This is a genomic window from Streptomyces californicus (assembly GCF_000717645.1).
Lineage (GTDB): Bacteria > Actinomycetota > Actinomycetes > Streptomycetales > Streptomycetaceae > Streptomyces > Streptomyces californicus.
This window is the reverse complement of the sequence record NZ_JNZZ01000035.1, coordinates 1-13,405: the sequence shown is the minus strand read 5'-3', so window position 1 is coordinate 13,405 and position 13,405 is coordinate 1. Positions and strand designations below refer to the sequence as shown.

The following is a 13,405-nucleotide window of genomic DNA, read 5'->3' as shown; positions in this document are numbered from 1 at the left end:
GCGCTCGAAGGGGAGCAGCATCATGGCAACCAAGCCGCCGACCGGTGACCCGGTCCAGGACGCCCCTACGGTCGAACCGGCCCAGCACGCCGCCGCCGGCCTGCCCGCCGTCGCCCACTCCCTGCGCATCTCCCGGCAGCAGATGGGCATCGGCCGCACCGCCCGCACCCTGCTCAAGGTCAACCAGAAGGACGGCTTCGACTGCCCCGGCTGCGCCTGGCCCGAGGGCGACGAACGGCACACCGCCGAATTCTGCGAGAACGGCGCGAAGGCCGTCGCCGAGGAAGCGACCCTGCGCCGCGTCACCCCCGCCTTCTTCGCCGCCCACCCCGTCGCCGACCTCGCCGAGCGCAGCGGCTACTGGCTCGGCCAGCAGGGCAGGATCACCCAGCCGGTGTACCTACCCGAGGGCGGCGACCGGTACGAACCGGTGACCTGGGAGCGCGCGTTCGCGATCATCGCCGAGGAACTCACCGCCCTCGACTCCCCCGACGAAGCCCTCTTCTACACCTCCGGCCGCACCAGCAACGAGGCCGCGTTCCTCCTCCAGCTCTTCGCCCGCGAATTCGGCACCAACAACCTGCCGGACTGCTCCAACATGTGCCACGAGTCCTCCGGCTCGGCACTCGTCGAGACCATCGGCATCGGCAAGGGCAGCGTCTCCCTGGAGGACATCCACCAGGCCGACCTGATCATCGTCGCCGGACAGAACCCCGGCACCAACCACCCCCGCATGCTGTCCGCCCTGGAGAAGGCCAAGAAGGCCGGCGCGAAGATCATCTCGGTCAACCCGCTGCCCGAAGCCGGCATGGAACGGTTCAAGAACCCCCAGACCCCCCACGGCATGCTCAAGGGCACCGCCCTCAACGACCTCTTCCTCCAGATCCGCATCGGCGGCGACCAAGCCCTCTTCCGCCTCCTCAACAAGCTGATCCTCGCCGCCGACGGAGCCGTCGACACCGCCTTCGTCACCGAACACACCCACGGCTACGAGGAGTTCGCCCAAGCCGCCGAAGCCGCCGACTGGGACGAGACCCTCAAGGCCACCGGCCTCACCCGCGCCGAGATCGAGCAGGCCCTCGCCCTGGTCCTCGCCTCGCAACGCACCATCGTCTGCTGGGCCATGGGCCTCACCCAGCACAAGCACTCCGTCCCCACCATCCGCGAAATCGTCAACTTCCTCCTCCTGCGCGGAAACATCGGCCGCCCCGGCGCCGGCGTCTGCCCCGTACGCGGCCACTCCAACGTCCAGGGCGACCGCACCATGGGCATCTTCGAACGCCCCGCACCGGCCTTCCTCGACGCCCTCGACAAGGAATTCGGCATCACCTCCCCCCGCCACCACGGCTACGACGTGGTACGCGCCATCCAGGCCCTCCGCGACGGCGACGCCAAGGTCTTCCTCGCCATGGGCGGCAACTTCGTCGCCGCCACCCCCGACACCGCCGTCACCGAGGCCGCGATGCGCCGCGCCCGCCTCACCGTCCACGTCTCCACCAAGCTCAACCGCTCCCACGCCGTGACCGGCACCCGCGCCCTGATCCTCCCCACGCTCGGCCGCACCGACAAGGACGTCCAGACGAGCGGCAAACAGTTCGTCACCGTCGAGGACTCCATGGGCATGGTCCACGCCTCCCGAGGCAACCTCACCCCCGCGAGCCCCCACCTGCTCTCCGAACCCGCCATCGTCGCCCGGCTCGCCCGCGCCGTCCTCGGCCCCGAATCCCGCACCGAATGGGAGGAGTTCGAACGCGACTACGCCACCATCCGCGACCGCATCTCCCACGTCGTCGCCGGCTTCGAGGACTTCAACACCCGCATCGCCCACCCCGGCGGCTTCGCCCTCCCCCACGCCCCCCGCGACGAACGCCGCTTCCCCACCGCCACCGGCCGCGCCAACTTCACCGCAGCCCCCGTCGAATACCCCGAACTCCCCGACGGCAGGCTCCTGTTGCAGACCCTGCGCTCCCACGACCAGTACAACACCACCATCTACGGCCTCGACGACCGCTACCGGGGCATCAAAGGCGGCCGCCGCATCGTCATGATCAACCCCGAGGACGCCACCGCCCTCGACCTCCCCGACGGCTCCTACACCGACCTCGTCAGCGAATGGAAGGACGGCGTGGAACGACGCGCGGAGGGCTTCCGCATCGTCCACTACCCCACCGCCCGGGGCTGCGCCGCCGCCTACTACCCCGAGACCAACGTCCTGGTCCCCCTCGGCTCCACCGCCGACACCAGCAACACCCCCGCCAGCAAGTCCGTCGTCATCCGCTTCGAGAACACCCGCACCGCCTGAGATCCCCAGCGGCGCCCGCCGGACCACCACCCGGCCACGGTCCGCCGGACCCACCCCGGGGTGGGTCCGGCGGACCAGGACCGGACGGGCCGCACCAGAAGCCGCGGATCCGGTCACACTCCGCCCGACACGCCCTAAGCGTCCGCTCAGCCGTCTGATAGGAACAGGGCAGACAGCGACGAACCAGCGCACCCGAACGGAGCCGGACCATGGGCGAGCACACCGCACCCCTCTTCCCCCAGGAAGTCATCGACGAGTACGCGGCACTCGGCGTCGACCTCCCCGCCCTCTTCTCCGCCGGCCACCTCGGCGAACGCATGGGCGTCACCATCGTCGAAGCCGCCGCCGACCGCGTCGTCGGCACCATGCCCGTCGAAGGCAACACCCAGCCCTACGGACTCCTCCACGGCGGCGCCTCCGCCGTCCTCGCCGAAACCCTCGGCTCCGTCGGCTCCATGCTCCACGGCGGCGCCTCCAAGATCGCCGTCGGCGTCGACCTCAACTGCACCCACCACCGCGGCGCCCGCAACGGCCTCGTCACCGGCGTCGCCACCCCCGTCCACCGCGGCCGCTCCACCGCCACCTACGAAATCGTCATCACCGACGAACAGGACAAGCGCGTCTGCACCGCCCGCCTCACCTGCCTCCTGCGCGACGCACCGCGACCCGACGCCGACTGACACCACCACACCCCGCCACGAAGAAGCACCCCGCGCACCGCGGAAAGCACCCCCGCACACCGCACCACCCATCTGCCCGGCCGGAAGCGCACCCAGCGCAATCCGGCCGGGCAGTCCCATATCCCCACCAAAGAAAGACCGTTGACCAACACACTCGGTCAACTCCCTTGACGCCAGCACGCGTTCCATGAGCCACTCAGCAGCCACATCAGCCCCGGCGACACCCGCACCCCCACGCCCCACGTAACACAGCGTGACGATCAAGGGATGCGGAAACCGGCCGCCCACACCCACGCCGCCACCCGGGGCCACCCCGCCATGCCCGCCGCACCCCACCACGGCCGGACACCCCCGTCAGCACCAAGATCACCCCAAGCCCCTTAGCAGAGCTGCGCGTTCTCACCATGTGGTCACCGCGCACTCCAGGCGAAACCGGCACATGTCCTCACAGGAAGCTCAAGCCTTGCTCAAGGGCATAACAAGAGAGTCACATCCCTCGCCGACCCATCCCGATGGCCCCCGGCTGCGCTTAGAGTCACGGCCAGTCACCGCGCCGCCGGGCGCGTCTGCAGCACGGCCCTGTACCAACCCAGTACGGCCCGGCGACCGACACGGCACCTCACGCAGAGGAGGCCGCGCCAGGGAAAGGACCTTTCGTGCGACACCGTTCTTTGCTCATACTCACCACAGTGCTCACCACCGGAGCACTGACCCTCACCGCCTGCGGGTCGCGCGACGACAGCAAGAGCGGCGGCGGCGACGGCGGAAACCAGACGGTCGTCATCGGCCTCGACGCCCCCCTCACCGGCGACCTCTCCGCCCTGGGCCTCGGCATCAAGAACTCCGCCGAGCTCGCCGTCAACACGGCCAACAAGGACAAGACCGTCCCCGGCGTCACCTTCAAACTCCAGGCCCTCGACGACCAGGCCCAGCCCTCCGTCGGCCAGCAGAACGCCGTCAAGCTCATCGGCACCGACGAAGTCCTCGGAGTCGTCGGCCCGCTGAACTCCGGCGTCGCCCAGTCGATGCAGAAGCCCCTCAACGACGCCAAGCTCACCCAGGTCTCCCCCGCCAACACCGGCACCGAACTGTCCCAGGGCGACAACTGGAAGACCGGCGACAAGAAGCGCCCCTACGCGTCCTACTTCCGCACCGCCACCACGGACCAGATCCAGGGCGCCTTCGCGGCCAAGTACCTCTTCGAAACCGCGAAGATCAAGGACGTCTACCTCATCGACGACCAGAAGCCCTACGGCGCCGGCCTCGCCGCCTCCTTCAAGGCGACGTTCACCGAGCTCGGCGGCAAGATCGTCGGCTCCGACCACGTCAACCCCGAGGACCGCGACTTCAACTCCGTCGCCACCAAGGTCAAGAGCTCCGGCGCCAAGGCCGTCTACTACGGCGGCGAATACCCCGCCGGCGCCCCCCTGAGCCAGCAGATCAAGGACAGCGTCAAGATCCCGCTCATGGGCGGCGACGGCATGTACAGCGCCGACTTCATCAAGCTCAACAAGAAGTCCGAAGGCGACATCGCCACCTCCGTCGGCAAGCCCGTCGAAGAACTCGAATCCGCCAAGAAGTTCATCGCCGACTACAAGGCCGCCGGCTACAAGGACGCCTACGAGGCCTACGGCGGCGGCACCTACGACGCCACCTGGTCCATCATCGAAGCCGTCAAGATCGTCGCCGCCGAGAACGACGGCAAGATCCCCGGCGACGACGCCCGCGCCAAGGTCCTCGCCGCCATGGACAAGGTCAAGTTCGAAGGCGTCACCGGCCCCGTCTCCTTCGACGAATACGGCGACACCACCAACACCCTCATGACCGCCTACCAGGTCACCGGCGGCAAGTGGGCCTCCAAGCTCAGCAGCACCGTCAAGTAACACCGGCCGGGCCCCGCCCCGCCCCCGTCACACAAAGCAACCAGACCGCGCGGGAGCGCTACCAGCCCTCCCGCGCGGTGCCATATCCGAACCACTCCACGGAGGCCCTGCGGTGAACGAACTGCCGCAACAGCTGGCCAATGGACTCATCCTCGGCGCGATGTACGGTCTCATCGCGATCGGTTACACGATGGTCTACGGAATCATCCAGCTCATCAACTTCGCACACGGCGAGATCTTCATGATCGGAGGCTTCGGAGCCCTCACGGTCTACCTCGGGCTTCCGTCCGGATTCTCCCTCATCGCCGCCATACCCCTCATGATCGTCGGCGGCGTCATAGCCGCCGTCGCCATCAGCATGGCCGCCGAACGCTTCGCCTACCGGCCCCTGCGCGGCGGACCACGCCTGGCACCCCTCATCACCGCCATCGGGCTCTCCCTCGCCCTCCAGCAAGCGGTATGGATGTGGTACCCGAACGCCACCAAGGACCGCTCCTTCCCCCAGTTCGAAGGCGAATCCTTCGACGTCCTCGGCGCCACCATCCAACGCGGCGACATCTTCGTCCTCATCGTCGCCCCCCTCTGCATGCTCGCCCTCGGCCTCTTCGTCTCCAAGACCCGCGCCGGCCGCGGCATGCAGGCCACCTCGCAGGACCCCGACACCGCCAAGCTCATGGGCATCAACACCGACCGCATCATCGTCATGGCCTTCGCCATCGGCGCCGCGTTCGCCGCCGTCGCCGCCGTCGCCTACGGGCTCAAGAACGGCCAGATCGGCTTCCGCATGGGCTTCATCATGGGCCTCAAAGCCTTCACCGCAGCCGTCCTCGGCGGCATCGGCAACATCTACGGCGCCATGCTCGGCGGCGTCGTCCTCGGCATCGCCGAAGCCCTCGCCACCGGCTACATGAGCGAAGTCCCCGGCATGGAACTCTTCGGCGGCGGCGCCTGGAAGGACGTATGGGCCTTCGCCCTCCTCATCATCGTCCTCCTCGTCCGACCCCAGGGCCTGCTCGGCGAACGCGTCTCGGATCGAGCGTGATGACCATGACCAACAACAACACGCCCACCGGCACCCCCCTCATCACGGTGCCCGCGGCCCGCCACCTCACCACCGCCGGCGCCGCCACCGCCCTCATCGGCACCTTCCTCGCCTGGACCTGGACCGCCGAATTCCCCGGCGACCTCACCGTCACCGGCTACCCCGGCGGCCTCCAGGTCCTCACCCTCGTCGGCGCCGCCCTCACCCTCCTCCTGGCCCTCTCCGGCTACGGAATCAAGGGCCTGCGCTGGCTCACCCCCGGCGGCGCCAACAGCCCCGTCCGACTCGCCGCCATCGGCGTCCTCGGCACCACCGGCTTCACCATCGGCGCCATCTCCGTCGAACTCGGCGGCATCGTCAACCTGGAACCCGGAGCCTGGGTCAGCCTCGCCGGCGCCATCATCGCCGTCGCCGCCTCCCTCGGCCTCCCCACCGACCAGCCGCTCGACGACACCATCAAGCACAACCCCCTCGACCGCTTCCTCAACACCCTCCGAGCCCCCGCGCCCGAACGCGCCAAGGACCTCCCCAACTGGGCCGAGATCCTCATCATCGCCGCAGCCTTCGGCGTCGCACTCCACGTCTTCACCTACGGAATCGACACCGAGTACGCCGAACTCTTCATCGGCTACATCATCAGCGTCGCGTTCGGCTTCACCGCACTCAACCGGGCCGGACTCATCTCCCGCATCACCCGGCTGACCACGAAGCACCGCAACGTCACCCTGGCCGCCGCACTCGTCGCCGCGTTCTGCTTCCCCTTCACCCAGCAGAACGAGCAGTACGCCCTCATCGGCGCGAACATCCTCATCTTCGCGACCGTGGCACTCGGCCTCAACGTCGTCGTCGGCCTCGCCGGACTCCTCGACCTCGGATACGTCGCCTTCCTCGGCGTCGGCGCCTACGCCGCCGCCCTGGTCTCCGGCTCCCCGCTCTCCCCCGTCGGCGTCCAATTCCCCTTCTGGGCCGCCGTCCTCACCGGCGCCGCAGCCTCACTCGTCTTCGGCGTCGTCATCGGCGCCCCGACCCTGCGACTGCGCGGCGACTACCTCGCCATCGTCACCCTCGGCTTCGGAGAGATCTTCCGCCTCACCGTCAACGCCCTCAACGGCGTCAGCGGCCCCGACCTCACCAACGGCTCCCAGGGCATCCCCAGCATCCCCGACCTCAACCTCTTCGGCTTCGACTTCGGCATCAGCCACGACATCGCCGGATTCACCCTCGGCAGGTCGGCCAACTACTACCTGCTGATGCTCGTCTTCACCGCCGTCGTCGTCCTGGTCTTCCGACGCTCCGGAGAATCCCGCATCGGCCGCGCCTGGGTCGCCATCCGCGAGGACGAGACCGCCGCCACCGCCATGGGCATCAACGCCTTCCGGCTCAAGCTCCTCGCCTTCGCCCTCGGCGCCACCCTCGCCGGACTCGCCGGTACCGTCCAGGCCCACGTCTCCTACACCGTGACGCCCGAGCAGTACCAGTTCGCCGGCTCCGTACCCCCGAACTCCGCCTTCCTCCTCGCCGCCGTCATCCTCGGCGGCATGGGAACCCTCAGCGGACCCCTCGTCGGCGCGGCCCTCCTCTACCTCATCCCGGCCAAACTCCAATTCATGCAGGACTACCAGCTCTTCCTCTTCGGCATCGCGCTGATCCTGCTCATGCGCTTCCGCCCCGAAGGCCTCGTCGCCGACCGCAGGAAGCAGCTCGAATTCCACGAGACCGGCCAACTCGACGTCCCAGCGGAAGACGCCCCGCTGACCCAGACGACCGCCGGCACCACGAAGGCGGGGGCGTGAACACATGACCACCCAAACCACCACCCCGACCACCACCACGGTCCTCGACGCCAGCGGCGTCACCATGCGATTCGGCGGACTCACCGCCGTACGCGGCGTCGACCTCACCGTCAACAGCGGCGAGATCGTCGGCCTCATCGGCCCCAACGGAGCCGGCAAGACCACCTTCTTCAACTGCCTCACCGGCCTCTACATCCCCACCGAAGGCAAGGTCAGCTACAAGGGCACCGTCCTACCGCCCAAACCCCACCTCGTCACCAAGGCCGGCATCGCCCGCACCTTCCAGAACATCCGGCTCTTCGCCAACATGACCGTCCTGGAAAACGTCCTCGTCGGACGCCACACCCGGACCAAAGAGGGCCTCTGGTCAGCCCTCCTGCGCCTCCCCGGCTTCCACAAAGCCGAAGACGCCAGCCGCGAACGCGCCATGGAACTCCTGGAATTCATCGGCCTCCAGGACAAGGCCGACCACCTCGCGCGGAACCTCCCCTACGGAGACCAGCGCAAGCTGGAAATCGCCCGCGCCCTCGCCAGCGACCCCGGACTCCTCCTCCTCGACGAGCCCACCGCAGGTATGAACCCCCAGGAAACCCGCGTCACCGAAGAACTCATCTTCGCCATCCGGGACCAGGGCATCGCCGTCCTCGTCATCGAGCACGACATGCGGTTCATCTTCAACCTCTGCGACCGGGTCGCCTGCCTCGTCCAGGGCGAGAAACTCGTCGAAGGCACCCCCGGCGAGGTCCAGGCCGACGAACGCGTGGTCGCCGCCTACCTCGGCACCCCCTTCGAAGGCGCCCCCGGCGCCGACGAAGTCGCCGAAGTGGAAGCCGCCGAAGCCCACGCCGGAACCACGGCCCCGGCCGAGACAGCCCCCACCAGGACCGCCCCCACCAAGGCGACCGGCACCCCGGCCGACACCACCGCGCCCGACACCACCAGCACCGATGAGGAGGGCACCCGATGACCGCACTGCTAGAGGTCGAAGACCTCCGGGTCGCCTACGGCAAGATCGAAGCGGTCAAGGGCATCTCCTTCACCGTCGACGCCGGCCAGGTCGTCACCCTCATCGGCACCAACGGCGCCGGCAAGACCACCACCCTGCGCACCCTCTCCGGACTGCTCAAGCCCCTCGGCGGCCGCATCCTCTTCGAGGGCAAGCCCCTGGCCAACATCCCCGCCCACAAGATCGTCTCCCTGGGCATCGCCCACTCCCCCGAGGGACGCCACATCTTCCCCCGGCTGACGATCACCGAGAACCTCCTCCTCGGCGCCTACCTCCGCAACGACAAGGCAGGCATCGAGAAGGACGTCCAGCGCGCATACGACCTCTTCCCCATCCTCGGGGAACGCCGCAAGCAGGCCGCCGGAACCCTCTCGGGCGGCGAACAGCAGATGCTCGCCATGGGACGCGCCCTGATGTCCCAGCCCAAGCTGCTCATGCTCGACGAGCCCTCCATGGGCCTCTCCCCGATCATGATGCAGAAGATCATGGAGACCATCGTCGAGCTCAAGGCGGCGGGCACCACCATCCTGCTCGTCGAGCAGAACGCCCAGGCCGCCCTCTCCCTCGCGGACCAGGGCCACGTCATGGAGGTCGGCAAGATCGTCCTCTCCGGAGCCGGCTCCGACCTGCTCCACGACGAGTCCGTCCGCAAGGCGTACCTCGGCGAGGACTGACACCCCCGCCGCACGCGAGAGGCCCGCACCCGGTTCACCCCGGGTGCGGGCCTCTCGCCCTGTCCGTACGCGGCTACTCGGCCGCCTTCTTCTTCTCCTCGGCGTCCGCGATCAACGCCTCCGCGAGCTGCTGCATCGACATCCGGCGGTCCATCGACGTCTTCTGGATCCACCGGAACGCCGCCGGCTCGGACAGCCCGTAGTCCGTCTGCAGGATGCTCTTCGCCCGGTCCACCAGCTTCCGGGTCTCCAGCCGCTGCGAGAGGTCCGCGATCTCGTTCTCCAGCGCCTTCAGCTCCGCGAACCGGGAGACGGCCATCTCGATGGCCGGAACCACGTCGCTCTTGCTGAACGGCTTCACGAGGTACGCCATGGCCCCGGCGTCCCGGGCCCGCTCGACCAACTCGCGCTGCGAGAACGCGGTGAGCATGAGGACCGGCGCGATGGACTCGCCCGCGATCTTCTCGGCGGCGGAGATGCCGTCGAGGACCGGCATCTTCACGTCGAGGATGACGAGGTCCGGCCGGTGCTCCCGGGCCAGCTCGACGGCCCGCTGCCCGTCGCCGGCCTCTCCGACGACGGAGTAGCCCTCCTCCTCCAGCATCTCCTTGAGGTCGAGGCGGATGAGCGCCTCGTCCTCGGCGATGACGACACGGGTCGTCAGCGGCGGGACGTGCGACTTGTCGTCGTCGGCGGCGTCAACGGGCTGGGGCGACTCGGGGGTGGTCACGGAGGCTCCTTGTTCCAGGGCAGAACTGCTGCCTCAGAGCCTACCTAGCTGTAGCGACGGCCAGGGACCCGGTACACTCTGAGCAGCGTGACCTGCCCGGTTGGAGGAACTGGTCATACTCGCGGTGCTCAAACCACCGTGCCTTCGGGCATGTGGGTTCGAATCCCACACCGGGCACAACCGAAGCGGATGTTCACTTTAGGGTGAACATCCGCTTTTCGCTGTCCGCGGTCGAGTCAGCTCGCGAAGAGTGAACGCATGAACGCGCACAGCACAGAGGTACGCCAAGAGGCGCTTGCTCTGCTACGGGACGGCACCGGGAGCGCCGAAGTGGCCCGTCGGCTGAGCATCCCTCGCGGTACCGTCTCGTACTGGCTTCATAAGGACCGTTCCAAGCGTGGCGAGTGCCCCGGGGCGCACAACCCGTCGTGCCACCGGTGCGACGGCCCGGTACTGGACGAGCACGCCTACGCCTACCTGCTCGGGCTCTACCTGGGCGACGGCCACATCAGTCAACACTCGGAGCACCGAGCACCCAGCCTGATGATCACTCTGGACGATGCCTGGCCAGGCATCCAGGACGAGGCGGAGGCCGCGTTACGCAGGGTCTTCCCGCAGAACGCCACGTGCCGGGTCCGCCGGACCGGCTGTCACAACATCAAGGTGTATTCGAAGCATCTCGTCTGCTACTTCCCCCAGCACGGTCCGGGCAGGAAGCACGAGCGCGGGACCGTCCTGGAGCCCTGGCAGCAGAAGATCGTCGACGCTCATCCCTGGCAGCTCGTCCGGGGTCTCGTCCACTCCGACGGCTGCCGGCTCACCAACTGGACGACCCGCGTGGTCGGCGGTGAACGCAAGCGCTACGAGTATCCCCGCTACTGGTTCACCAACGTCTCCGACGACATCCGCCGCATCTACACCGACACCCTCGACGCGCTCGGTGTCGTGTGGACGCACTGCACGCGCGCCGGCAAGCCCTACAACATCTCCGTAGCCCGACGGGCATCCGTCGCCCTCATGGATGCGCACGTCGGGCCGAAGTACTGAGCCGCCCTACTTCGGGCTGTCGTCCTCGCCGATGTGGTGGACGCGGACCAGGTTCGTGGAGCCGGGGACGCCGGGCGGGGAGCCGGCGGTGATGACGACCACGTCACCCTTCTTGCAGCGGCCGATGCGCAGGAGTTCCTCGTCCACCTGGGCCACCATCGCGTCCGTGGAGTCGACCTCCGGGCCGAGGAAGGTCTCGACGCCCCAGGTGAGGTTGAGCTGGGCGCGGGTGGCTTCGTCGGGGGTGAAGGCGAGGAGCGGGATGGGTGAGCGGTAGCGGGAGAGGCGTTTGACGGTGTCGCCGCTCTGGGTGAAGGCGACGAGGAACTTGGCGCCGAGGAAGTCGCCCATCTCGGCGGCGGCTCGTGCGACGGCGCCGCCCTGGGTGCGGGGCTTGCTGCGTTCGGTGAGGGGTGGGAGGCCCTTGGCGAGGAGGTCTTCCTCTGCGGCTTCGACGATGCGGGACATGGTGCGCACGGTCTCGACGGGGTATTTGCCGACGCTGGTCTCGCCGGAGAGCATGACGGCGTCGGTGCCGTCGATGATGGCGTTGGCGACGTCGGAGGCTTCGGCGCGGGTGGGGCGGGAGTTGTCGATCATCGAGTCGAGCATCTGGGTGGCGACGATGACCGGTTTGGCGTTGCGTTTGGCGAGTTTGATGGCGCGTTTCTGGACGATCGGGACGTGTTCGAGGGGCATTTCGACGCCGAGGTCGCCGCGGGCGACCATGATGCCGTCGAAGGCGGCGACGATGTCGTCGATGTTGTCGACGGCCTGGGGTTTTTCGACTTTGGCGATGACGGGGACGCGTCGGCCTTCTTCGTCCATGATGCGGTGGACGTCGTCGATGTCGTGTCCGGTGCGGACGAAGCTGAGGGCGATGAGGTCGGCGCCGGTGCGCAGGGCCCAGCGGAGGTCGTCGATGTCCTTTTCGGAGAGGGCGGGGACGGAGACGGCGACGCCGGGGAGGTTGAGGCCCTTGTTGTCGGAGACCATGCCGCCTTCGATGACGGTGGTGTGGACGCGGGGGCCGTCGACGCCGGTGACTTCGAGGGTGACGCGGCCGTCGTCGACGAGGATGCGTTCGCCGGTGGTGACGTCGGTGGCGAGGCCGTCGTAGGTGGTGCCGCAGATGTCGCCGGTGCCGTCGCCTTCGAGGGGTTCGACGGTGATGGTGAAGGTGTCGCCGCGTTCAAGGAGTACGGGGCCTTCGCGGAAGCGTCCGAGGCGGATCTTCGGGCCTTGAAGGTCGGCGAGGATGCCGACGCTGCGGCCGGTTTCCTCGGAGGCTTTGCGTACGTGGTGGTAGCGCGCTTCGTGTTCGGTGTAGCTGCCGTGGCTGAGGTTGAAGCGGGCGATGTCCATTCCGGCTTCGACCAGGGCTTTGATCTGGTCGTAGGAGTCGGTTGCGGGTCCCAGGGTGCAGACGATTTTGGCTCGGCGCATGGTTCGAGCCTAATCCTTACCTACGGGTAGGTATGTGGGTCGGTATGACACCTCAACAACCTTTGGGTGAAGGGTTATTGACAAGTGTTGAATTGTGCGGCGGGGTGCTCCGATGAGCGTTTATCCGAGGTTCGGGGGGATGAGGGTGAAGGCGGCTTCGACGTGGGCGTCGACGTTCTGGCGTACGGGTTCGAGGTCGATGGGGGCGGGGTCGGTGGCGGTTTCGGTGTGGGCGGAGCGGGAGAGGCCAGCGCCGTAGGAGGCGGTGGCGAAGGTGGGGCCGCCGAGGGTGCCGGTGTCGCTGAGTTCGAGGAGGGCGTCGATGCGGGTGTTGAGGGCTTCGGCGTATTCGCGGGCGCGCTGGAGGGCTTCGTGGACGGCTTGGCGGCGGGCGGCGGCGTGGTGGGGGGAGGTGGGGCGCAGGGCCCACCAGGGGCCGTCGATGCGGGTGAGGTCGTGGTCGGCGAGACGGGTGACGAGTTCGCCGAGGACGGTGAAGTCGCCGAGGGTTGCGGTGAGTTGGATGCTTCCGTGGTAGGCGCGGATGCGTTCGCCGCGGCCGTGACGGGCGAGTTCGGGGCGGATGGCGAGGGTGCCGGTTTCGAGTTTTTCGACGGCGTCGCCGTAGGTCTTGATGAGGTCGAGGGTGGTGGTGTTGCGGTGGGTGAGGTCGTCGAGGGTGGTGCGGCGGTCGGTGCCGCGGGCGGTGAGGGTGATGGTGATGCGGGCGATCTCGGGGTCGACTTCGAGGTGGGCTTCGCCGCGGACGGTGACGCGGGGGGCGGTGGGGGTGGCGTGGGAG

The 13,405-nt window shown here is 68.3% G+C and carries 11 protein-coding genes and 1 tRNA gene; 9 read left to right on the top strand and 3 right to left on the bottom strand.

Annotation, left to right across the window (positions count from 1 at the left end):
* Positions 1–22 precede the first annotated feature (22 nt).
* From IF19_RS0131055 to IF19_RS0131025, 7 genes are all read left to right on the top strand, one after another.
* Entirely contained in the window at positions 23–2,302 is a 2,280-nt protein-coding gene (locus IF19_RS0131055) for an FdhF/YdeP family oxidoreductase (RefSeq protein WP_030114405.1), read from the top strand.
* A 209-nt stretch (positions 2,303–2,511) separates the two neighbouring features.
* Positions 2,512–2,982 carry a PaaI family thioesterase gene (locus IF19_RS0131050; RefSeq protein ID WP_030114404.1) on the top strand — a complete coding sequence of 157 codons (471 nt, stop codon included), beginning with the start codon at positions 2,512–2,514 and terminating at the stop codon, positions 2,980–2,982.
* 671 nt (positions 2,983–3,653) lie between these two features.
* Positions 3,654–4,865, top strand: a complete 1,212-nt coding sequence (locus IF19_RS0131045; protein WP_030114403.1) for a branched-chain amino acid ABC transporter substrate-binding protein — start codon at positions 3,654–3,656, stop codon at positions 4,863–4,865.
* A 112-nt stretch (positions 4,866–4,977) separates the two neighbouring features.
* Positions 4,978–5,907, top strand: a complete 930-nt coding sequence (locus IF19_RS0131040; protein WP_030114402.1) for a branched-chain amino acid ABC transporter permease — start codon at positions 4,978–4,980, stop codon at positions 5,905–5,907.
* Entirely contained in the window at positions 5,907–7,700 is a 1,794-nt protein-coding gene (locus IF19_RS0131035) for a branched-chain amino acid ABC transporter permease (RefSeq protein ID WP_030114401.1), read from the top strand. Before IF19_RS0131040 ends, IF19_RS0131035 begins: the two co-directional genes overlap by 1 nt.
* A gap of 4 nt (positions 7,701–7,704) precedes the next feature.
* Positions 7,705–8,667, top strand: a complete 963-nt coding sequence (locus IF19_RS0131030) for an ABC transporter ATP-binding protein (protein WP_030114400.1) — start codon at positions 7,705–7,707, stop codon at positions 8,665–8,667.
* Complete coding sequence (locus tag IF19_RS0131025; RefSeq protein WP_030114399.1) at positions 8,664–9,380, top strand: ABC transporter ATP-binding protein; 717 nt, start codon at positions 8,664–8,666, stop codon at positions 9,378–9,380. The genes IF19_RS0131030 and IF19_RS0131025 overlap by 4 nt, the downstream gene beginning before the upstream one ends.
* Positions 9,381–9,453: 73 nt before the next feature.
* On the opposite strand, the gene IF19_RS0131020 is transcribed toward IF19_RS0131025, so the two are convergent.
* Positions 9,454–10,110, bottom strand: a complete 657-nt coding sequence (locus tag IF19_RS0131020; protein ID WP_030114398.1) for an ANTAR domain-containing response regulator — start codon at positions 10,108–10,110, stop codon at positions 9,454–9,456.
* A 94-nt stretch (positions 10,111–10,204) separates the two neighbouring features.
* Here IF19_RS0131020 and IF19_RS1000000137850 point away from each other — a divergent pair.
* Positions 10,205–10,287: transfer RNA gene (locus IF19_RS1000000137850), tRNA-Leu, on the top strand.
* Positions 10,288–10,368: 81 nt separating this feature from the next.
* Positions 10,369–11,157 carry a hypothetical protein gene (locus IF19_RS0131015; protein ID WP_030114397.1) on the top strand — a complete coding sequence of 263 codons (789 nt, stop codon included), beginning with the start codon at positions 10,369–10,371 and terminating at the stop codon, positions 11,155–11,157.
* 6 nt (positions 11,158–11,163) lie between these two features.
* On the opposite strand, the gene pyk is transcribed toward IF19_RS0131015, so the two are convergent.
* Both pyk and IF19_RS0131005 read right to left on the bottom strand, forming a co-directional pair.
* The gene (pyk, locus tag IF19_RS0131010; RefSeq protein ID WP_030114396.1) at positions 11,164–12,603 is read right to left on the bottom strand and encodes a pyruvate kinase; all 1,440 of its coding nucleotides are present in this window, start codon (positions 12,601–12,603) and stop codon (positions 11,164–11,166) included.
* A gap of 120 nt (positions 12,604–12,723) precedes the next feature.
* The coding region (locus tag IF19_RS0131005) for an SIMPL domain-containing protein (protein WP_030290212.1) at positions 12,724–13,405 on the bottom strand (682 nt) is incomplete at its 5' end.